We start from the raw sequence: 20,022 nt of genomic DNA on the forward strand, positions 1-20,022 counted from the left end.
CAGACCCACCATGAATCGAGGAAATTTCGTGCCATTTGAAGTGAAGATGCGCGCTGCAGGCGTGATGGAAGCGGCGATCAGTGCATTTCGCCACAACTACGAGGCACTTTGCCGGGAAGAGACGGGCCTCATCCCGGAAGAAGCGATTCGTCCTGCGGAGGGGCTGCCTGTTTTCGAGCCGGGTTCGGAGGGCTTCGCTCCTGAGCTCTTGTCTCAGACCGTGGTCATCAAGCTCAATGGTGGTCTGGGTACCAGCATGGGCCTGCAGAAGGTGAAGAGCGTGCTGGAGGTTCGTCCCGGTGTGGCCTTCCTGGATCTCATCGTCCGCCAGATTGTTGCGCTGCGCCAAGCCAGCGGCTCTAAAGTCCGGCTGCTGCTGATGAATAGCTTTAGCACCAGCGAGGACACCTTGGGTTACTTGGCGCGCCATGCGGACGGTGGTTTTGCCGAGGCCTCCGAGGTGGAGTTGATGCAGAACCAAGTCCCAAAGATCGACGAGGCGACCTTGGCTCCTGCTGAGTGGCCGGCGAATCCTTCCCTCGAGTGGTGTCCGCCCGGGCATGGTGACCTCTATCCGGCCCTTGTGGGCAGCGGGTGGCTGGATCGCTTGCTGGCTGATGGGGTGAAATACGCCTTCGTTTCGAATTCTGACAATCTTGGCGCCGTGCTCGAGCCGGGTCTTCTCAAGCATTTCGCAGAGTCGGGTGCCCCCTTCCTGATGGAAGTCACGCGCCGCACTCCGGCAGATCGCAAGGGTGGGCACTTGGCGGTGCGACGCGACAACCAGCGCCTCTTGCTCCGTGAGGTGGCCCAGTGTCCGGATGCCGATCTCGATGCCTTCCAGGACATCGACAAGCACCAGTATTTCAACACCAACTCCATCTGGCTGCGCCTCGATCTGCTCAAGCAGCGCCTCGAAGAGGGAGGGGGAGTGCTTCCGCTGCCTATGATCCGCAATCGCAAGACCGTCGATCCGCGTGACAAGAGCTCCACCTCGGTGATCCAACTCGAGGTCGCGATGGGGGCTGCCATCGAGTGCTTCGAAGGCGCACAGGCGATTGAGGTTTCCCGCGCGCGTTTCGCTCCGGTGAAATCGACGGCTGATCTCTTTGCCCTGCGTTCCGATGCCTACTCGGTGGGGGATGATGGCCGGGTCGAGCTCGTGGAGTTTCGCAAGGGTGTCCCTCCGGTTGTGAAACTGGACGACTCCTACAAACTGGTGGACTCGTTGGGTGCCCTCGGCGTGCCCTCTCTCGCCGCCTGCGAGGAGGTGGCAATCGAGGGGCTCGTGAGCTTTTCCGAGGGGGTGATCCTCAGGGGTAAGGTTGCCTTCTCTGCGCCGGCGGGAGGGGTGAAATCGGTCGCTTCGGGCACCTATTCCGATGGAGAATTCGCGCTTTAAACGTCACCGGACATTGATTCTAAAAAGATCGCGGCGGCTACCCCGGAAAGTGCGGGGCCGCCGCTTTTTCTGAAATCTATCAGTCCCTAAGTGACAAGGAATTTCGTCTCTGGCAGACATTTTTAATTTGCATTCTTGCTAATTGTAACGGGGGTGACTACCCGAGCGACGCAACATGGCGACTATCGGTGAATTCAATCTGTCGGCTGAGGGCTTCGAGGCGGTGATTTTCGACTGCGACGGCACTTTGGTGAATTCGATGCCATCCCACTTTGAAGCCTGGTGCGAAGCGCTGGCTCTCCATGGTGCCGGTGGAATCTTCAAGGAGGACGTGTTCTACGCCATGGGCGGCCGTCCGACGAAGGACATCGTCGTTGAGATCAACGACGAATACGGCTTGAAGCTCGATCCGGAGCGAGTCGCCTTCGCCAAGCGCGAGGCTTTCCTCAAGAAGCTGGGCCAGCTCGATCTGATCGATGAAGTCGCTGAATTTGCCGAAAGCCTTCGTGGCAAGGTTCCGATGGCCATCGCCACCGGCGGTACCCGCTTGGTGATCGAGAAAACCCTGCAAGCCGTGGGGGTCTCCGATCTGTTCGAAGAAGTGGTGACCGCGGACGACGTGAAGGTCGGCAAGCCGGCTCCTGATATTTTCCTCAAGGCCGCCCAGCTCCTCGGTGTGGCTCCCGAGAAGTGCCTGGTGCTCGAAGATGCACCGGCGGGCGTGATGGCCGCCCAACTCGCGGGCATGACGGTGATCTCGATCCCCGCGCCGCTGAACGTCGCCAAAAAGTAAGCCTTTCCCCGTTCCTCGCACCGGAGAGCGCTTCTTTCGGTGCGGTGGATGGCGTGGCTCTCCCCGAAAGACGCCGCAGGGGTCCCGTAAATTAAGGGGTCCGCTGGTTTTTTCGCAAACGCGCTTGACCCCGGGGGGGCTCCTCTATGGACTCCGCCATGGCGGATATTTCTCTCGGACTCTCGTTCGACGACGTGCTTCTCGTTCCCGCATTGAGCGAGATCCTTCCCACGGAATCGGACATTTCGACTTACGTGACGGCCGACATCCGGCTGAACATTCCTGTCGTTTCGGCAGCGATGGATACCGTGTCGGAGCCTGAACTCGCAGTGGCACTGGCTCGCGAGGGCGGCATGGGCGTGATTCATCGCGCCTGCACCATCGCCGAACAGGCGTCGATGGTTTCCCGCGTGAAGCGCTCCGAAAACGCGGTCATCCAAAAACCCCTCACGGTTCGCAAGGAGCAGACCATCGATGAGATCCGCGCGATCATGGCGGAGCATGGTTTCTCCGGCTTCCCGGTTGTGGATGCCGAAGGTCGCTTGGAAGGCATGGTGACCGGTCGTGACGTCCGTTACCTCGAGCGCCCCGACGCCCTGGTCCAAGACGTGATGACCAAGCGGGATCGCCTCGTTACTGCTCCAGCCAATACCGAACTCGAGGAAGCCCGCCGCATTCTCTATCAAAACCGCATCGAGAAGCTGCCGCTGGTCGATGCGAATGGCAAGCTGGTCGGCCTGATCACTGGCTCCGACATCGAAAAGCGCATCACCTTCACCAATGCCGCAAAGGACCCGAGTGGTCGTCTTCGCTGCGGTGCTGCCGTCGGCGTCGGCCCGGACTGCATGGAGCGTGGCCAAGCCATGCTCGATGCGGGTGCCGATGCGCTCTTCATCGATGCCGCCACCGGCCACACCAGCCGCGTGATGGAAGTGATCTCCAAGCTCCGCTCCTTGTCGGACCGTCCCGTGGTGGCCGGCAATGTGGTGACGGAGCAAGGCGCGAAGGACCTTGTCTCCGCTGGTGCGAGCGCGCTGAAAGTCGGTGTCGGTCCCGGCTCGATTTGCACCACCCGCGTTATCGCTGGTGTGGGCATGCCTCAGTTCACTGCGATCCAGAACGTCGCCGCTTACTGCCGTGAGCGCGGCGTAAAGGTCATCGCCGACGGTGGCATCCGCTACTCCGGTGATGTCGTGAAGGCGCTCGCTGCCGGTGCCGATCTCGTGATGCTTGGCTCGCTCCTCGCGGGCACCCGCGAAAGCCCCGGCCAGAGCGTCTACTATCAAGGCCGCCGCTTCAAAACCTACCGTGGCATGGGCTCCCTCGGGGCCATGCGCAAGGGCTCGGGTGACCGCTATGGCCAGAACAGCTCCGGCAAGCTGGTTGCGGAAGGCGTGGAAGGCCGCGTTCCCTACAAGGGTCCGCTGTCCGACGTGATTTTCCAGCTCATGGGCGGTCTCCGCTCCGGCATGGGTTACGTCGGTGCCGCCAGCCTTGAGCAGCTCCGGCAGAACGCGAACTTCGTCCGCATCACCCCCGGTGGCCTGCGTGAAAGCCACGTTCACGATATTGTCATCACCGAGGAGCCGACCAACTACCAGCCGCTCGGCTAAGCCCGCCGGAATCCAGGAATACGCGGGAGTTGTTTTTACTCTCCGATTCCTCCCGATTCCGTCATTGGAAACTCAGTCACCAGTCATTCTTCCCAGATGCAGGAAATCAACCACGTCGCGGTCCTCGACTTCGGCTCACAGTACACCCAACTCATCGTCCGTCGCGTGCGGGAGCTCGGCTACTTCGCCAAGCTCTACGCGCTTGAGGACTTTCCGAACATCGGCAAACCCGGAGCGATCATTCTCTCTGGCGGTCCGAAGAGCACCTCCGAGCCGGATGCTCCGGACCTCGACTTCGAGGCGCTGAAAGGCTTCGGCGTTCCGGTGCTCGGCGTGTGCTATGGGATGCAGCTCCTGAACATCAAGTTCGGCGGCAGCGTGAAAGCCAGCAACCGCCGCGAGTACGGTCCGGCCACGCTGGTTCCGGGCGAGAGCAGCGGTCTCTACGAAGGCGTCTCCAAGGACTCGCAGGTCTGGATGAGCCACTCGGACACGGTGGAGAACCTGCCGGCCTGCGCGGTGGTGATCGCGGCGAACCAGCATGGCACGCCGGTCTCGCTGAAGTGGGGCGAGAGCTTCTACGGCATCCAGTTCCATCCGGAAGTGACGCACAGCCACGAGGGCAACCGGATCTTGCACAACTTCCTGCTGACGGCGGGAGAGCTGGAGCCTTTCCACATCGAAGACTTCAAGCGCGAGCTGATCGAAGGAATCAAGCAGACCGTGGGCAGCAAGCAGGTGGTCTGCGGCGTCTCCGGCGGTGTGGATAGTACGGTGCTTGCCGTACTTCTGCACGAGGCCGGGGTGAATGTCCGTGCCATCTATGTCGATCACGGCCTGATGCGGAAGGACGAGACCGCGGAGGTGCAGAACAACTTCCATCGCATGGGTGTGGAGATCGAAACCATCGATGCCTCCGAGCGCTTCCTCGGTGCCCTCGCGGGCGTAGCGGATCCGGAAGCCAAGCGCAAGATCATCGGCGAGCTCTTCATCGACACCTTCTGGGATGCAGTGGGGGACGCCGAGATGCTGGCTCAGGGCACCCTCTATCCAGACGTGATTGAGAGCGCTTCGAACGCGAAGTCGAAGGCGAGCAAGATCAAGACACACCACAACCGCGTGGACCGCATCCTGGAGCTGCAGGCGCAGGGCAAGGTGCTGGAGCCGCTGGCAGAGCTCTTCAAGGACGAGGTGAGGGCGCTGGGTGCCTCGCTCGGCATCGCTCACGATATCCTTTGGCGGCACCCTTTCCCGGGCCCCGGCTTGGCGGTGCGCTGCCCTGGCGATATTACCAAGGAGAAGCTGGATATCATCCGTGAGTGCGACGCGATCTTCATCGGCAAGCTCAAGGAGCACGGCTGGTATGAAAAGGTCTGGCAGGCCTACGCCGGGCTGATCCCGGTCAAGACGGTCGGCGTGAAGGGCGACGAACGCTCCTATGAGTGGTCCACGAATCTCCGTGCGGTAGTCTCGGACGATGCCATGACTGCCGATTGGGTCGAACTGCCTTCCCAGATCCTTCGCGAGACCAGCAATCGCATCCTCAACGAGGTTAGGGGCATCAACCGCGTCCTCTACGACATCTCGACCAAGCCCCCGGCGAGCATCGAGTGGGAGTGAGAATTCCTTTTCCTGACTGCTCCACCGCCTGGATAGGCTGGGGGGCAGTCAGGAAGTCGTCCTGTGTAGCCGGTAGCCGCCGATATCTGCACCGGGCGGAAACTTCCGGGCAAAGAAGGCACCGGACGAAGTGATGCTATCGAGGTGCTCCTGGGATAAAACCGGCCAGGTTTCGGGGCTGCCCGCCCCTTTCTCCCACCAGGTCCAAGTGGAGCAGGAACGCTTGACCAATCCCTCAAGGGGATATCCTTGCAAGGCTAGCACGGTTGCGAAGTAGGACTCGTCGATGCTGCAACCACTCTCTGCAAGAACGGCCAAATCGATACCACGGATTTTTTTGATCTGCTCGGCCGCGTCAAGGTTGGCGACTTTTTTCGAAGTGGAGCGTCCTTGCCGCTATCGACACGAAAAGCCAGCAGACCTCCGCGGGGCAGATGGCACGGGGCGAAATGGTTGACCTCATGGTGAAGGAAAATGTCCCGAAGGCGATGGAGACGGTCTTGGGGACTCCGGGAAACCAAGGAATGGTCGATGTCCAATTTGCGATCCGGGAATGGACGATGACCGACACGGTTGCAGCGTCGGAATGGTTTGCGGAAAACGACGCGAAGCTTGGATGCGGAGAAGCTTGAACGCTGAGGTCTGTGCTGTTTTTCTCGAAGCGAGGAGGAGGCATGTCTGTCGGGCGACCGACTTTTCCCATCGCATGTCCGGAACCTACAAGCAAGAGTAGGAGCCAACGTGGATCTGCTATCAACCCCGTCGAGTCGTCCTCAACGCATTATTCGCCAAGGCGACATCACCGATGTCGCTGCCGATGTCGTGATCTTTTCCACGAACACCAATCTCTTTCTTTCGGGAGGGGCCGGGGCGAGTTTGCTGGGCGTTCATGGAGATCCGCTCCAGCGAGCGATGCACAGAGCGCTCGCCGCGACTGGAAGGAAAGTCGCGCAGCGGGGAAGTATCTTCGAGATCGAGCCTGCGAAAACTTGGTCTGCCCGATTCTTTACCGTGGTTGCCACCGATGGTTTTTACGAGACCAGCAAGGAAGACACCCGTAAGATCCTGGAGCAGGTCCTGTGTCGCTGTGCAGAGCTGCCTGAGGTGAAGGTCGTGGCGACCACCGCGCTAGGCACGGGTTACGGGAACATGGAGATCGAGGACTTCACCGAGATGCCAGCTTGCCGTTCCCCCTTCAATTGGGGACTTCGAGCTGGTCATTCATGGCGATGTCTTCTTCCGCTATGCGTGCCAGCGGAATGTTGAGCTAGGCAATCCCGCCAAAATTGCGGGATAGGAGATCATCTCGACCGCCGCATTTTCTCCGCTTCTTCCGCCAGAGCCTCCCGCAAGTTCTCCAGCATCAGATCGAGATTGATCTCATTGATGTCCTCGCCTTCCTCGACACGCTTGAAGATCATGTCACAAGGGAAGGAGAAGAGTTCCAAGTCCTGGTACTGAAGCGCGAGGTCGCTGCCTTGCTCATCCCGGTAAAAGACCCAGCGCATCGGAATCTCCCGGGCGAGCACATGGCCGAAGACAATGCCGAAGGTGGTCAGCTCGGCATTCGGATCCGCGGTGTAGGGACCTTCGCTCAGCATCGTGTGAAGGTTGGGGATGTCTTCCCGCGTTCCGGTGAGCCTGATCTTGGTCTTGAATTCCTTTTCAAGGAGCTCGTTCACCCAAGCGGTGGCGCCGTCGAGGATTGACTGTTCTTCCGCATTGGGTGGGCGGGTGGTGATCTGGGACATGGCTGCGAAACGCTGCGAAAGGGAGAGTGGTTATCGATTGGCCGAGGATCAAGATAGCGGGAAGGAAGATCCTCAGTGGAGTCTTCCCGGTTCACTGCCACCGGCCAAGGTGCGGACCGGTGGTGTCCGCAATCAGAAGGAAGACGGAGAAGATGGCACCCATAAGGGGGAGGAAGATTAGGCCACCCCCGCCATTGGCGGTACCACCGGGCGATTCCTTTCCAGCAGCCGGACGAAATTCCGCACCAGCAGTGAAGTTCCCTCCGCCTTCCACACCGCCCACATCGTGAAGTCCACTTTTGCCCGCTCGCTGAGCAGGGGAATAGTCACGATACCGTGGGTGCTGCGGAGATCCATGATCTCGGGGAGGAAGGAAATACCCTGATCCGCAGCGATCATTGTCAGAAGTGATTCAAATCCGACAATCTGTCGTGTTGCCTGCGGTGAAAGCCCGGACTCGGAGAACATCGCGAGGATGTCCCTGCGGTGGGTGGAATGTTTCTCATCACCCACGCACAGCACGGTCTGCTTGATCAGGTCCTCGAGCCTCACCGAGCGACGGGTGGCTAGCGGGTGGTCTTTCGACATCGAGACCCCGAAGGTGGAGCGCACCAGCAGCAGGCTCGACATTCCCGGGACATTTTCCGTGTCGCGGCCGTAGGCAAAGCCAAGCTGGATCTCGTTTTTTGCGAGGGCTTCAAGTTGCTCCGGGGGATTCATCTCCACGAAGACAACCTCCACATCCGGAAAGGTACCGCGGAAAGCACGCAGGGCCTCGGGCAGGAAACTGGCCGCGATCTGGCCGGCAGAGCCGATCCGGAGTTCGCCGCGGCGTCCGTCCTGAGCCTCGCGCGCCAGCGCCACGGCCTGCTCCACGTCGGAGAGGATCGCACGGGCTTCCGCCAGAAACACGGAACCTGCATCGGTCAACGCCACGCTCACCGTGTCACGTTCCAGCAAATGAAGGCCGGTTTCTTCCTCCAAGTCCTTGATTTGCTTGCTCAGGGCAGGACGGGTGACGTTCAGGCGCTCCGCCGCCTTACGGAAATTCAGCTCATCCGCCACCGCCACGAAGTATCTCAGATGCCGAAGTTCCATGTGTGCCCCCGGCACTGGTAACCTCAGGTTACCACCTTGGAAACTTCAAAGTCATTCCGCTCCGCGCAATCCGATGTTATCCAAAGCGCGTGTCTGAAACATCCGTTTCAGGATCAAGCATTCCCTCCTACAATAAGCTAGTCCGAATCTACTCTCCCGCATGCGTTTTTTCGCAGGCTGGGGAAGAAAAATGAGGCGACCCTGTCCCACGCAGCTTTTCCCGATCGCAGATGACCATGATGGACGCAGATGAAACCCACGACAGGCGGTAAACGCCACCGGTCCGACTGCTTTCTTCCTGTTTATTTGCCTCTTTCCTCACTCACCGCCATGCGCCCGATCTACTTCCTGCCTCTGACTTCGCTCCTGCTCCTGCCCGCTTGCCAGAAGAAGCAAGCCGCCGGCGGCCCGCCCCAGATGCCGCCTGCCGCGGTTACTTTTGTCCCGGCCGCCACGGAAACGGTGAGCATCACCCGCGAACTCCCCGGTCGTATCGACCCGGTGCGCGTTGCAGAGGTCCGCGCCCGGGTTGGGGGCATCCTTTTGGAAAGAACCTTCCAAGAAGGTGTCGATGTGAAGGCCGGTGACGTCCTGTTCAAAATCGACCCTTTGCCGCTGGAGGCTGAAAAGGAAAACGCCGCTGCGGCCCTCGCCCGCGCGGATGCCAATCTGCATCAGAGTCAGACCCAGATGGAGCGTTATCAGTCTCTGGTCGGCTCGAATGCGGTGAGCAAGCAGGCCTACGACAATGCCGAGTCCGCCGTGAAGGTGGCCGAGGCGGAAGTAAAGGCGGCCACTGCCGCACTGAAGACTGCCGAATTGAATCTCGGCTACGCGACGGTGACCGCCCCGATCTCGGGTCGCGTCGGCCGGGCCCAAGTGACCGAAGGCGCACTCGTGGGCGAAAATGAAACCACCTTGCTCGCCACGATCCAGCAGCTCGACCCGATCTACTTTGACTTCACACAGTCGAGTGCAGACCTGCTCGCACTGCAGCGGGCGATGAAGGCTGGTGAGGTTTCCCAAGTGGAACCTGGTAAGACCGCTGCGAAGCTGTTGCTGGAAGATGGGACGGAATACTCGCATGTCGGCAAGATTCTCTTCTCCGAAGCCGTGGTTGATCCGACGACGGGGATGGTGACGCTCCGCGCCGAATTCCCGAACCCCGAAAAAATCCTGCTTCCCGGCATGTTCGCCCGCGTGCGGGTGGTGCAGGCCGTGAAGGAAAATGTGGTCACCGTGCCTCAGCGTGCGGTCACCCGCGGACAAGGCGGGGCTGGCACCGTGATGGTGATCGACGAGAGCAATCACGCGCAGATCCGGATGATCAAGACGGACGACGCGGTGGGCGACAAGTGGGTCGTCACCTCCGGTCTCAAAGCTGGTGAGAAAGTTATCATGGAAGGCCTCCTCAAGGCTCGTCCCGGCGCACCGGTGGCTCCCGAGCCCTTTCAATCCGAAAAGGCTGCAGCCAATGAGGTGAGCTCCGCGGACGGCAAGAAGGGCTGACCGGCAGCGCGCCGGAACCGGCGCATTCTCGCTGATCCCTTCCGTTTATTCATCCAGTCTCCAGACGCATTCCGCCATGGCCCAATTTTTCATCGACCGCCCCGTCTTCGCTTGGGTGGTTTCCATCCTGATCTCCCTGCTGGGAATCATTTCGATCACGCAGTTGCCGGTGGCGCAGTACCCTCAGGTCGCCCCGCCATCGATTTCGATCACCGCGAACTACGCCGGTGCCTCCGCTGAGACGCTGACCGACACCGTGACCTCGGTGATCGAGCAGAACCTCAACGGGATCGACAACCTGCTCTACATGACGTCCGCGAGCGACGCGAACGGTTCCGCGACGATTACGCTCTATTTCAAGCCCGGCACCAACCCCGACGTGGCCCAAGTGCAGGTGCAGAACAAGGTGCAGCTCGCGACGCCGAATCTCCCTTCCACCGTGCAGCAGCAGGGTGTCGTGGTGGCGAAGGCGACGCGGAACTTCATGATGTTCATCGCGCTCACCACCGATGACGGCAGCATGGATGCCATCTCGTTGGGGAACTACATGGCTGCCAGCGTGCTCGACCCGCTGCGCCGCGTGCAGGGCGTGGGTGAAGTCGTGCAGTTCGGCACCCAGTATGCCATGCGCGTGTGGCTGGATCCCGACAAGCTCGTGAGCTACGGAATGACCCCGGGCGACGTGAACGCTGCGATCCAAGCGCAGAACACCCAGGTGCCCGTTGGTCAGATCGGCCAGCTTCCCGCAGTCCCGGGCCAGCAGCTCAATATCATTCTCCAAGGCCGCTCGACCCTCCGTGAGGCGGAGGAGTTCCGGAACATCGTGCTCCGCGTGAATACCGACGGCTCGCGTGTCTATCTGCGCGATGTCGCCCGCGTCGAGCTCGGCGGTCAGGATTACTCGATCAAGGCCCGCATTGACGGCAAGCCCACCGCGGCAGCAGCCGTGAAGCTCTCGCCCACCGCGAACGCGATGGATACCGCCGAGGGCGTGCGCAAGGAAGTGGAGCGCCTGCAGGAATTCTTCCCGCCGGGTGTGAAGGTGATCTATCCGCTGGATACTTCCACCTTCGTGAAGATCTCGGTGGAAGAGGTGCTGAAGACCCTCGTGGAAGCCATCATCCTGGTGTTCCTGGTGATGTATCTCTTCCTGCAGAATTTCCGGGCCACGCTGATTCCCACGCTGGTGGTGCCCGTCGCCTTGCTAGGCACCTGCGGATTGATGGCGGCCTTCGGTTTCTCCATCAACGTGCTGACGATGTTCGGCATGGTGCTCGCCATCGGTATCCTCGTGGACGATGCCATCGTGGTGGTCGAAAACGTCGAACGTATCATGAGCGAGGAAGGTCTCCCTGCGAAGGAGGCCACCCGCAAGGCGATGAGCCAGATCACCGGCGCGCTGATCGGTATCACCTTGGTGCTGACTGCGGTGTTCATCCCGATGGCCTTCTTCGGCGGTTCGGTGGGCACGATTTACCGCCAGTTCACCATGTCGATGGTGTCGTGTATGCTCTTCTCGGTATTCCTCGCGATGTCGCTGACCCCGGCGCTTTGCGGAACCCTGCTGAAGCAGGTGGATGCCGGTCACCACATGACCAAGCGTGGCCCCTTCGGGTGGTTCAACCGCGCCTTCGACGCCACCACCAACGGCTACCAGGGCGTGGTCAGCGGCATGCTGCGCCATGCTTGGGCAGGTCTGGTGGCGCTTGTGATCGTTTGCTTGGGTGTGGCCCATCTCTATAAGAAGATGCCGTCCTCCTTCCTTCCTGAAGAAGACCAAGGCTACTTCCTGACCCTCGTGATGCTTCCCGACGGCGCGACCGACGAGCGCACCGGCGAGGCTCTGATCCAGATGGAGGAATATTTCGCCAAGCAGCCCGAGATCGAACACTACTTCACCGTGGCTGGCTTCAGCTTCACGGGTAAGGCCCAGAACTCCGGTCTCGCTTTCCTGCGCCTGAAGCCATGGGAAGAGCGTGAAGGCAAGGAGCACCGCGTGCAGGAAATCATCAAGCGGGGCATCGTCGGCCTCGGTTCGATCAAGGACGCCTTCGTCTTCCCGATCAACCCGCCCGCCATTCCCGAGCTCGGCACCTCGTCCGGCTTTGACTTTTGGCTGCAGGATCTCGGCGGCGTGGGCCACGAGAAACTGATGGCTGCCCGCGACCAGTTGCTCGGCTTGGCAGGCGCGAACTCCGCTGACCCGAATGGTGTCCTCACCGGCGTCCGTCCGGAAGGCCTGAACGACACCGCTCAAATCAAGATCGAGCTCGATCAGGACAAGGCCAGCGCTCTCGGCGTCTCCCTCGCGGACATCAATACCACGATGCAGACCGCTTTCGGTTCCGCCTATGTGAATAACTTCGTGAACGGTGCCCGTGTGCAGCGCGTGATTGTGCAGCTCGATGCACCCTTCCGCATGACCCCGGAAGACTTGGGCAAGATTTGGCTGAGGAACAAGCAGGGCCAAATGGTGCCGCTTTCCTCCGTGACCAAGACCGACTGGTCCTTCGGTTCTCCCCAGCTCCAGCGCTACAACGGCGTGCCTGCGGTGAATATCAAGGGTGCCGCCAAGCCAGGCCGCAGCTCCGGTGAAGCCATGGCCGAGATGGAAAAACTCGCCAAGGAACTCCCTCCGGGACTCGGCTTCGAGTGGTCCGGCCAGTCGCTGGAAGAAAAAATCTCCGGTAACCAGGCCCCGCTGCTCTACGGCGTCTCGATCCTGATTGTGTTCCTCTGCCTCGCCGCCCTCTACGAAAGCTGGTCCATCCCCGTGGCCGTGATCATGGTGGTCCCACTGGGGATTCTCGGGGCGCTCGCCGCCGTGTCCTTCCGGGAACTGCCGAATGACGTGTATTTCAAGGTGGGCCTGCTCACCACGGTGGGCCTCTCGACCAAAAACGCCATTCTGATCATCGAGTTCGCGCTCGACCTGGAAAAGACCGGGAAGGGTCTGATCGAGGCCACCTTGGAGGCGGTGAAACTGCGCTTGCGCCCGATTTTGATGACCTCCATGGCCTTCATTCTGGGTGTCGTCCCGCTGGTGATCAGCACCGGCGCCGGCTCCGCCAGTCAGAATGCGATTGGCACGGGCGTTGCAGGCGGCATGATCTCCGGCACGGTGCTTGCGGTTTTCCTCGTTCCGCTATTCTACGTCGTCGTCCGTCGCATCACGGCTCGATTCAGTTCTTCCAAAAATCCGGAATCCGAAACCACCGACAAGACTCTAACCGGAGACATCCGTCATGCGTAAGCCGCAGCTGTTTCTTTTTGCCCTTCCCGTTATGCTTGGCTCCTGCAATCTGGAGCCCGCGCTTGACCGGGTCGACTCGCCCGTCTCGGAGAATTTTGCAGGCGGTGGTGGCGGCGGTGTTTCCGCCGATATCGCTTGGAACAAGTTCATCGTGGATCCTCGGCTGAAGCGCCTCGTGTCTATCGCGCTCGAGAACAACCGCGACCTCCGCGTCGCGGCCTTGAACGTGGAGTCCACCCGCGCCCAGTACAATATCAGCCGCAGCGCCTTGTTCCCTTCGGTCGATGCCGTGGCCGGCGCCACCCGCTCCCGCACGCCCCGTGCGGTGGGAGGCGGTCTTTCCTCGGCTACCGACACACGCCTCTATGAAGCATCCGTCGGCGTCGCCTCCTATGAGGTCGATCTTTTCGGCCGCATCCGGAGCTTGAACCACGCCGCGCTTCAGGACTTCTTCGCCAGCGATGCCGCAAGGGTGGGGGTGCAGATCTCCCTCATTTCGGAGGTGACGAATGTCTACTTCGCCCAGCGCGCCTCGATCGAACAAATCGAGCTCGCCCAGCAAACTCTCGATGCCGTTAGCGAGACCTATGGCTTGACCGAGAAGCGCTTCGAAGCGGGTGACGTCTCCGAGCTGGATCTCCGCTCCGTGGACATTCAGGTGCAGACCGCGAAGGCGGACCTCGCCGAGTTCAAGCAACGCCTCGCGGAAACCAACAACGCGCTCGCGCTCCTGCTCGGCACCTCCATTCCCTCGAATCTGCCCTCCGGCCGCTCGTTGGAAGGAGTGCTGGTCGCCGATGTCCGCGCCGGGGTCTCCTCGACCCTGTTGACCCGCCGTCCGGATATTCTTGAAGCCGAGCACAACCTCCGTGCTGCGAATGCGAATATCGGCGCTGCCCGTGCCGCGTTCTTCCCGCGCATTACCCTCACCGGTAGCGCCGGCACCGCGAGCCGTAGCTTGGGCGACCTCTTCCAGAGCGGCAGCTCGGCTTGGGCCTTTGCCCCGCAGGTCAGCGTGCCGATCTTCGATGGTGGCCTGAACAAGGCGAACCTCGATGTCGCGGAAATCCGCAAGCAAACCGAGATCGCCCGCTACGAAAAGGCGATCCAGACCGCCTTCCGCGAAGTTTCCGATGGCCTCGTCGCCCGCAACGGCTTGAACGAGCGGATCGCGGCCTATCAAGGACTCGTGGCAGCCCAGGAGAAACGCTTCGAGTTGGCCGATGCCCGCTACAAGCAAGGTGTCGATAGCTACTTCGAGGTGCTCTCGGCCCAACAAGACCTCTTCAATTCGCGCCAATCGCTAATTCAATTGCGTCTCTTGCGCGCTACGAACTCTATCGGGCTTTACAAGGCGCTCGGAGGAGGATGGTAATCCTCTAACAAAATCATGGCGGGGGCGGTCGCGACGATTCGCAGCTCGTGGACCTAACAGGGTCGATGCGATTCTTTCTGGGAGGGATGAGTTGCCACCTGTTTCGTTCCGGGCTGCGGATCCTCCCGGCCGCCCCCTTTTTTTGTGCCCGCGGGAAAGTAGGGAGCGGTGCTTGAGGGTTTCGGGTTTTCCTGCCCTTCGCCCTCCGCTCCTGGGCCCGTTGCGCACTCTCCATTTGCGACAGGGGGGCGCTCATGGTAGATGCCCGCTTGTCTCCCATGAAACTCACCCCCCTTGGCCCGGTCGGGCTGCTTTGCCTTTTTCTCATCGGCTGTTCTCCCGGTTGGAAGGAATTCCACGCCCTCGATGCGAACCGCGATCAGCGCGTGACCGAGGATGAGTTCTTCACCCGCGTCACCGGGGATTCCTTTAAGAAGCTCGATGCCAATGCCGACGGGAAGATCACCCGTCAGGAATGGCGGACGAAGGAATCCTCCACGAGTCTCTTCTCGGTATCCGACAGGAACGGCGATGGCGTCGTAACCCTTGCCGAATTCAGTGCCGGCAAGAGCAAGCGTCGCCAGGTCTCTAACATCTTCCACACCGTCGATCGCAATCACGACGGAAGCCTCGAGTGGAACGAGGTGCACTCCCGTTGATCGGAAACATTGATCCCCCCTGTCGCCATGAATATCCGACTCACCGGCTCATTCCTCGCCGCCTCTCTTTCTTTCCTTTCTGTCACAGGCCTGCAGGCCCAAGACCAACTGTCCAATACTGAAAAAGCGGCCGCCATCGCGGCCATCGGTGCCTGCTCCGCCGCCTCTGCCCACGCCTGGGAGCACGATCAAGGCCCCAACTACACGGACACCGGTAAGGTCGTCACCGTGGAGATCACCAACACTGCTGGAGAGCGCGTTCCAGTTTACCTTTATCCACGTAATGGCGGATGGTTTGGCCCTCGCGGTGAGTTCTATCGCACCCTGCCGAAGACGAGGTATCTCGCCGCCGTCTATGGTAGCCGCCGCGCGACCTCCGTGCCGGCACCGGTCGCGGAGCCACCCGCCAAGCCCCAACCTCAAGCCAAGATCGAGAAACCGCAGCCGCAACCCGTGGCTCCGGAAGCGAAACCTGAATCCCGGCCCGCGCCAAAAGCGCAACCACCCAAGCACCTGACCGCAGCTCCCGGCGGCCCGCTCAAAGCCGAAGCCGGACGAGGAAGGCTGAAGATCCTCGATGGCGACAAGACCGTCAGTACGCTCCGCACTTCCATGCCTGACATCGTGGACTGGAAATTCGCCGACAAGCAGCGGCAGGTCATCGTCAAATCCCGCGGCAAGCAGGGTGGGGCAGTCGTCGAACTCTTTAATACCCGCACCGGAACCCTGCAGGACAAGGTCCCAGCTTCCGAGATCAAGAAGAGCCGCGAGTCATGGGCAAAGGGCTTCGAGGACTGAGCAAGGCGCTCAGGGGCGAATCTCAGCCATCGCTCGAGGTGCGGAAAGCATCTCTGCCACCACCTTCTGAATCTCTTCTGCGGTCACCGCTTGCCATACGGCGAGCGCTTCTGCGGGCGTGATGATCTTGCCGTATTGCAGCAGGGTATCTCCAGCCCAAGAGCCGTGTGCACCGGTGCTTTCCATCGCCATCTTCGTCTGGCTCGCGGCCAGGCGCTTGGCGCGTGCCAGCTCGGCACCCTGCGGTCCGTTCTTGGCGAGGTCTTCCAGCTCACGCTCGATGCAGCCGAGCGCTTCCTTCCGGCCCTTTGGCGAAAGCCCGCTGTGAATCTCGAAGGAGCCCACATCCTCGAAGAAGCTCGCATCGCAGGACACGTGGTAGCAAAGACCGCGCTTCTCCCGCAGCTCTTGGAAGAGCCTCGATCCCGCGCTTTCTCCCAAGATCATCGAAAGCAAGCGATACGCATGGCGCCGCGGATCATTTCGTCCGGGCGTCCGCCATGCCAGGGCCAGTTGGAGCTGATCGGTATCCCGCTCGTCAATCACATGCCCCGGCTTCGGCAGGCCGTTCACTTGCTGTGAGGCCACGGCGCTCCGGGACTTCGGCAAGTGAGGCTCCAGCAGATCGATCACCTGCTGCACCGAAAAGGGTCCCGCCACCGAAACCACCACATCCTCCCGGAAGTGGTGCAGGTCGCGGAATGCCGCGAGCTCCTTCTTCTTGATCTTCTTGATGCTCTCCTCGCTTCCGGACACGGACTCGCCCAGCGGATGCGGTGCCCATAGCGCGGAGGAAATCAGATCGCCGATGTGGTCTCCGGGAGATTCCCGATACATCACGATCTCTTCCGCGATGACATCGCGTTCCAACCCGATCTCCTTCGTCGGGAACGCCGCATTCCACACGATGTCTGAAGTAACGTCTGCCAGCAGTGGCAGCGAATCCGCATCGCCACGTGCCTCATAGACCACTTGGTCCTCCGTCGTGCAGGCATTCATGGAGCCGCCTGCATCCTCGATCTCCAGGCTGATCGCCCGTGCGTCGCGGCGAGCCGTACCCTTGAAAACCATGTGCTCCACGAAGTGCGCGGTGCCGGCCAATCCTGCCAGGTCATCCCGGCTGCCCGCAGGCACGTGGATCGAGAAGGACGCGCACTCGCTCTGCGGCAGCGTGGAGACTGCCAGCCGGAAACCGGAAGGCAGCACGAGCGATTCGTAGGTGGCCGGATTCATCGCAGCAGGGCAGCGGCCAGCTCGATGTCGGCGGGCACGGTGATCTTGAGATTCGGGGTAGAGGAGATCACCAACTTGGTGGCGATGCCGATCGCTTCCACGGCAGAAACCTCGTCGGTGACGGTCAGGCCCTTCTCGCGCACCGTGGAGTACGCCGTCCGTAGTAGCTCGGTCTGGAAAATCTGCGGCGTCTCCATGAACCATAGGAAATCGCGGCTCACGCTTTCGCGCGCGAAGTGTTCGGCATCGGAGCGCTTCATCGTCTCCGTCGCCTGGCGTGCCAGTGCAGCAGCCCGGTATTCCCGTGCTGCGGAGATGCAGGCATCGATCGTCTCCGGCTTCACCAGCGGGCGGGCACCGTCATGTACGGCCACGATTTCCTCATCCACCAGCGCCAGGCCGTTCTCCACCGAGTTCTGCCGCTCGCTGCCGCCATCGGCCCGCAGCAGCGGCTTCGGAAAATCCGTCCCCAGCGCGACGAGGCGCTCTTCCGGCGCCACCACGATCACCCGCGCGACGCTCTCCACCGCCATGAACGCCTCCACGCTGCGGCGCAGCACGGACTTGCCCAGCAGCTCCGCCGCCAGCTTGTCAAAGCCCATGCGGCGGCTGCTTCCGGCGGCCACGATGATGGCGGCGCAGGACGACATCAGGAAAGGCGCTTGGCGACCTCTTGAGAAAGCAGTTTGCCATCGGCGCGCCCTTCCGCGCGCTCTTGAGCCAGCTTCATCACCTTGCCCATGTCGGCTTTCGAGGTGGCCCCCGTTTCCGCCACTGCCGCATCCACCAGCGCCGTGATCTCCTCCGCTGTCAGGGCGGCGGGCAGGTATTTCTCCAGGATCTTGATCTCCGCAGCCTCGTTCGCGGCGAGTTCTCCACGGCCGGCATTGGTGAATTGGGTGAAGGAATCCTGGCGCTGCTTGATCTGCTTGCGGATCAGGGCGGTGACTTCCGCGTCATCCAGTGGCGTGCCCAGACCGCCTTTTTCGATCGAGGCGTTCGTCATCGCCGTCTTGAGCGCACGGATCACCGTCAGGGCTACGGTGTCCTTCGCCTTCATCGCGGCTTTCAGGTCTTCGGGGATGCGTGCGGCTAGATCGCTCATGGGAGGGATGTGGTAGCCGCTGGGGCCGCTCCGGGAAAGTGGAATCCCCGAAAAGCGGTGGCGCACGGGGGGCTCGGGCGCTATGGGAGGCGCATGGCGACATCCTCCACCGGCACCCGCGTGTATCTTTCCCTCATCGGACTGATGCTCGCCATCGTCGGCGGCATCTTCTGCGCCCTCATGTGGCGCAGCTTCCAGCGTGCCCGGGAGGTGGAAAAATGGCCTGTCGTGCCCTGCATCGTCCTCCGCTCGGCGATGGACGAACGCCAGATCGACCCGAATGGCCCCGTCGAGCGCCGCTTCTCCGTCCTCTACGGCTATGAGTGGGACGGCGGGCGCTACGATAGCGAGCTCTGGAAACTCCGGGGCAGCGGCTGGACCTCGAAGGAAGACCAGGTCCAAGCCATGATCGAACGCTATCCGGAAGGCTCCACCCAGCAATGCCACGTCAATCCCGCGGATCCGGATGTGGCCGTGCTCGAAGTCGAATCAAAGGCCCCCGGCTACTCCCTCTGGTTTCCCGGGCTCTTCGTCGTCGGCGGCCTTGGGATCATCGTCGGCGCTTGGCGGCGGTGAGGGGAGTGTTGGTAAAATGCCAGCTTGGCTCCGACGCCGCGCTTCAGAGATGATCTTGTGGCAAGACCCTTTCATTGTCCCGAAGCGGACAATTCATAAAAGCCCGGGACGAAGTCTCGGGTAGAGGCGGAAAGCATCGCGTCCTGAAAGGACGCTTCATGCGGGGCGTCATCTGGTGATTTAGTTCCAGCTACGTCAACCTCACAACCCAAGTTCGTGCCGTGCCGTTGAGGATTCCGTGACCTATGATGATCGTTCCGTCACTCGAGATCCAGCGCGCACCGCTAAGATGCCAACCTGTCAGGTCGAGACTGAAGTCGGATTCCAAGGTCGCCTTTAATTCGCGAAGCCCATTTTTCTGTGTCCAGATAAAAGCGCCCGTCGGAGAGAGGGCGCCCACAACGACACTCCCATCCGCGTTGACGCTGGTGGCGTAGCCTGTGTCATCCTCACGCAAGATGCCTAGGGATTGGATGCCGCTTTCAAGGGTCCAACGGAATGGGGTCGAATCAGATCCTTGGCCGACGATTGCGTCGCCGTCATCGCTCATTGCTTGGGGGTAGTTGAAAGCACCATCAGAGAAATCGAGATCCTGCACGCCAGTCTTCTTCGACCAGCGGAACAATCCTCCATCTCCGGCGTTCCCATCGAAACCAGCAACCCAGTGGCCGTCGGCTGAGACGACAGTGCCAACGGTGCCGAACCGAAACCGTTTTGCTAATTTTCCATTGCGCCAAACCGCAGCTTGTTGGCCTCTGTCCGAAGAGATTGTGCCAACTACGAGCTTACCGTTTGCCGAAATCGACCAAGCATGGCTTTCTGTATTCTTCGATCCTCCAAGGGGCCTCATGCCTCGCTTTTTGGTCCAAACAAAAGCCCGGGTGAATTGTGTTGTTTGGCCATAAGCGGTAGAATTGCCAATTACCATGCGTCCATCTGAAGAGACGCCAACAGCTTCCGTGGTATTGTTCGGGCCACTTTGTGGAATCTGTAAATGTCCGGGATTGGCGATGCCGTCCGTCAAGTTCCAGATAAATGCGTTGGGATACATGCCTCCAACTACGATTTTTCCATCTTCTGCAGCGCTGTATGGAACCGCGTCCTTAATCGGCAGGGCTTCGATCGAAGCGGCATGAAGTGAGTGAGCAAAAAGAAACCAAGGAAGGCAGCGGAAGGATCTCATTATTTGGTTTGCCTCAGGCTAGTGGCATGATGTTGGAGGTCGAGATATTGGTCT

At 60.8% G+C, this 20,022-nt stretch carries 18 protein-coding genes; 12 read left to right on the top strand and 6 right to left on the bottom strand.

Annotated elements, in window-relative coordinates:
* Positions 1 to 10 precede the first annotated feature (10 nt).
* The 6 genes from HHL09_RS20545 (at position 11) to HHL09_RS20570 (ending at position 6,694) form a co-directional block, all read left to right on the top strand.
* On the top strand, positions 11 to 1,402 hold the full coding sequence (locus tag HHL09_RS20545; RefSeq protein WP_205760894.1) for a UTP--glucose-1-phosphate uridylyltransferase: 1,392 nt from the start codon (positions 11 to 13) through the stop codon (positions 1,400 to 1,402).
* A 175-nt stretch (positions 1,403 to 1,577) separates the two neighbouring features.
* Complete coding sequence (locus HHL09_RS20550) at positions 1,578 to 2,195, top strand: HAD family hydrolase (RefSeq protein WP_169456531.1); 618 nt, start codon at positions 1,578 to 1,580, stop codon at positions 2,193 to 2,195.
* A gap of 158 nt (positions 2,196 to 2,353) precedes the next feature.
* A complete protein-coding gene (gene guaB / locus HHL09_RS20555; protein ID WP_169456532.1) occupies positions 2,354 to 3,808 on the top strand; it encodes an IMP dehydrogenase in 1,455 nt (484 codons plus the stop codon).
* 96 nt (positions 3,809 to 3,904) lie between these two features.
* Positions 3,905 to 5,428 (top strand): glutamine-hydrolyzing GMP synthase, encoded by a 1,524-nt coding sequence (guaA, locus tag HHL09_RS20560; protein WP_169456533.1) that lies wholly within the window; start codon positions 3,905 to 3,907, stop codon positions 5,426 to 5,428.
* A gap of 434 nt (positions 5,429 to 5,862) precedes the next feature.
* Positions 5,863 to 6,060 carry a hypothetical protein gene (locus tag HHL09_RS20565; protein ID WP_169456534.1) on the top strand — a complete coding sequence of 66 codons (198 nt, stop codon included), beginning with the start codon at positions 5,863 to 5,865 and terminating at the stop codon, positions 6,058 to 6,060.
* 109 nt (positions 6,061 to 6,169) lie between these two features.
* Positions 6,170 to 6,694 carry a macro domain-containing protein gene (locus HHL09_RS20570; protein ID WP_169456535.1) on the top strand — a complete coding sequence of 175 codons (525 nt, stop codon included), beginning with the start codon at positions 6,170 to 6,172 and terminating at the stop codon, positions 6,692 to 6,694.
* A 35-nt stretch (positions 6,695 to 6,729) separates the two neighbouring features.
* Here HHL09_RS20570 and HHL09_RS20575 read toward each other — a convergent pair whose 3' ends face one another.
* Both HHL09_RS20575 and HHL09_RS20580 read right to left on the bottom strand, forming a co-directional pair.
* A complete protein-coding gene (locus HHL09_RS20575) occupies positions 6,730 to 7,179 on the bottom strand; it encodes a DUF3806 domain-containing protein (protein ID WP_169456536.1) in 450 nt (149 codons plus the stop codon).
* Positions 7,180 to 7,356: 177 nt separating this feature from the next.
* Positions 7,357 to 8,277 (bottom strand): LysR substrate-binding domain-containing protein, encoded by a 921-nt coding sequence (locus HHL09_RS20580; protein WP_169456537.1) that lies wholly within the window; start codon positions 8,275 to 8,277, stop codon positions 7,357 to 7,359.
* Between the two features lie 330 nt (positions 8,278 to 8,607).
* Between HHL09_RS20580 and HHL09_RS20585 the strand changes: the two genes are divergently transcribed.
* From HHL09_RS20585 to HHL09_RS20605, 5 genes are all read left to right on the top strand, one after another.
* Positions 8,608 to 9,786, top strand: coding sequence for an efflux RND transporter periplasmic adaptor subunit (locus HHL09_RS20585; RefSeq protein WP_169456538.1), 1,179 nt, complete (start codon positions 8,608 to 8,610; stop codon positions 9,784 to 9,786).
* 76 nt (positions 9,787 to 9,862) lie between these two features.
* Entirely contained in the window at positions 9,863 to 13,039 is a 3,177-nt protein-coding gene (locus HHL09_RS20590; RefSeq protein ID WP_169456539.1) for an efflux RND transporter permease subunit, read from the top strand.
* A gap of 31 nt (positions 13,040 to 13,070) precedes the next feature.
* Positions 13,071 to 14,414: an efflux transporter outer membrane subunit gene (locus HHL09_RS20595; protein WP_240963676.1), complete on the top strand. Its 1,344-nt coding sequence runs from the start codon at positions 13,071 to 13,073 to the stop codon at positions 14,412 to 14,414.
* Between the two features lie 278 nt (positions 14,415 to 14,692).
* On the top strand, positions 14,693 to 15,073 hold the full coding sequence (locus HHL09_RS20600) for an EF-hand domain-containing protein (protein ID WP_169456541.1): 381 nt from the start codon (positions 14,693 to 14,695) through the stop codon (positions 15,071 to 15,073).
* Positions 15,074 to 15,100: 27 nt separating this feature from the next.
* Complete coding sequence (locus HHL09_RS20605; RefSeq protein WP_169456542.1) at positions 15,101 to 15,871, top strand: hypothetical protein; 771 nt, start codon at positions 15,101 to 15,103, stop codon at positions 15,869 to 15,871.
* Between the two features lie 9 nt (positions 15,872 to 15,880).
* Here the strand turns inward: HHL09_RS20605 and HHL09_RS20610 are convergent, their stop codons facing one another.
* The 3 genes from HHL09_RS20610 to HHL09_RS20620 are packed head-to-tail and all read right to left on the bottom strand — an operon-like array spanning position 15,881 to position 18,209.
* The gene (locus HHL09_RS20610; protein WP_169456543.1) at positions 15,881 to 17,104 is read right to left on the bottom strand and encodes a M16 family metallopeptidase; all 1,224 of its coding nucleotides are present in this window, start codon (positions 17,102 to 17,104) and stop codon (positions 15,881 to 15,883) included.
* Positions 17,101 to 17,754 carry a 2-C-methyl-D-erythritol 4-phosphate cytidylyltransferase gene (ispD, locus tag HHL09_RS20615; RefSeq protein ID WP_169456544.1) on the bottom strand — a complete coding sequence of 218 codons (654 nt, stop codon included), beginning with the start codon at positions 17,752 to 17,754 and terminating at the stop codon, positions 17,101 to 17,103. The genes HHL09_RS20610 and ispD overlap by 4 nt, the downstream gene beginning before the upstream one ends.
* A complete protein-coding gene (locus HHL09_RS20620; RefSeq protein WP_169456545.1) occupies positions 17,754 to 18,209 on the bottom strand; it encodes a GatB/YqeY domain-containing protein in 456 nt (151 codons plus the stop codon). The genes ispD and HHL09_RS20620 overlap by 1 nt, the downstream gene beginning before the upstream one ends.
* A gap of 93 nt (positions 18,210 to 18,302) precedes the next feature.
* On the opposite strand from HHL09_RS20620, the gene HHL09_RS20625 reads away from it, so the two are divergent.
* Positions 18,303 to 18,785 carry a DUF3592 domain-containing protein gene (locus tag HHL09_RS20625; RefSeq protein ID WP_169456546.1) on the top strand — a complete coding sequence of 161 codons (483 nt, stop codon included), beginning with the start codon at positions 18,303 to 18,305 and terminating at the stop codon, positions 18,783 to 18,785.
* A 190-nt stretch (positions 18,786 to 18,975) separates the two neighbouring features.
* Here HHL09_RS20625 and HHL09_RS20630 read toward each other — a convergent pair whose 3' ends face one another.
* On the bottom strand, positions 18,976 to 19,968 hold the full coding sequence (locus HHL09_RS20630) for a hypothetical protein (RefSeq protein ID WP_169456547.1): 993 nt from the start codon (positions 19,966 to 19,968) through the stop codon (positions 18,976 to 18,978).
* Positions 19,969 to 20,022 lie beyond the last annotated feature (54 nt).

Source organism: Luteolibacter luteus (genome assembly GCF_012913485.1).
Taxonomy (GTDB): Bacteria; Verrucomicrobiota; Verrucomicrobiia; order Verrucomicrobiales; family Akkermansiaceae; genus Haloferula; species Haloferula lutea.

What these genes read in the sequence shown, in the direction of transcription:
- HHL09_RS20545 (WP_205760894.1), top strand. Translation starts at nt 11, where the DNA reads ATGAATCGAGGAAATTTCGTGCCATTTGAAGTGAAGATGCGCGCTGCA.
- HHL09_RS20550 (WP_169456531.1), top strand. Translation starts at nt 1,578, where the DNA reads ATGGCGACTATCGGTGAATTCAATCTGTCGGCTGAGGGCTTCGAGGCG.
- guaB (WP_169456532.1), top strand. Translation starts at nt 2,354, where the DNA reads ATGGCGGATATTTCTCTCGGACTCTCGTTCGACGACGTGCTTCTCGTT.
- guaA (WP_169456533.1), top strand. Translation starts at nt 3,905, where the DNA reads ATGCAGGAAATCAACCACGTCGCGGTCCTCGACTTCGGCTCACAGTAC.
- HHL09_RS20565 (WP_169456534.1), top strand. Translation starts at nt 5,863, where the DNA reads ATGGCACGGGGCGAAATGGTTGACCTCATGGTGAAGGAAAATGTCCCG.
- HHL09_RS20575 (WP_169456536.1), bottom strand. Translation starts at nt 7,179, where the DNA reads ATGTCCCAGATCACCACCCGCCCACCCAATGCGGAAGAACAGTCAATC.
- HHL09_RS20580 (WP_169456537.1), bottom strand. Translation starts at nt 8,277, where the DNA reads ATGGAACTTCGGCATCTGAGATACTTCGTGGCGGTGGCGGATGAGCTG.
- HHL09_RS20585 (WP_169456538.1), top strand. Translation starts at nt 8,608, where the DNA reads ATGCGCCCGATCTACTTCCTGCCTCTGACTTCGCTCCTGCTCCTGCCC.
- HHL09_RS20590 (WP_169456539.1), top strand. Translation starts at nt 9,863, where the DNA reads ATGGCCCAATTTTTCATCGACCGCCCCGTCTTCGCTTGGGTGGTTTCC.
- HHL09_RS20595 (WP_240963676.1), top strand. Translation starts at nt 13,071, where the DNA reads ATGCTTGGCTCCTGCAATCTGGAGCCCGCGCTTGACCGGGTCGACTCG.
- HHL09_RS20600 (WP_169456541.1), top strand. Translation starts at nt 14,693, where the DNA reads ATGAAACTCACCCCCCTTGGCCCGGTCGGGCTGCTTTGCCTTTTTCTC.
- HHL09_RS20605 (WP_169456542.1), top strand. Translation starts at nt 15,101, where the DNA reads ATGAATATCCGACTCACCGGCTCATTCCTCGCCGCCTCTCTTTCTTTC.
- HHL09_RS20610 (WP_169456543.1), bottom strand. Translation starts at nt 17,104, where the DNA reads ATGAATCCGGCCACCTACGAATCGCTCGTGCTGCCTTCCGGTTTCCGG.
- ispD (WP_169456544.1), bottom strand. Translation starts at nt 17,754, where the DNA reads ATGTCGTCCTGCGCCGCCATCATCGTGGCCGCCGGAAGCAGCCGCCGC.
- HHL09_RS20620 (WP_169456545.1), bottom strand. Translation starts at nt 18,209, where the DNA reads ATGAGCGATCTAGCCGCACGCATCCCCGAAGACCTGAAAGCCGCGATG.
- HHL09_RS20625 (WP_169456546.1), top strand. Translation starts at nt 18,303, where the DNA reads ATGGCGACATCCTCCACCGGCACCCGCGTGTATCTTTCCCTCATCGGA.
- HHL09_RS20630 (WP_169456547.1), bottom strand. Translation starts at nt 19,968, where the DNA reads ATGAGATCCTTCCGCTGCCTTCCTTGGTTTCTTTTTGCTCACTCACTT.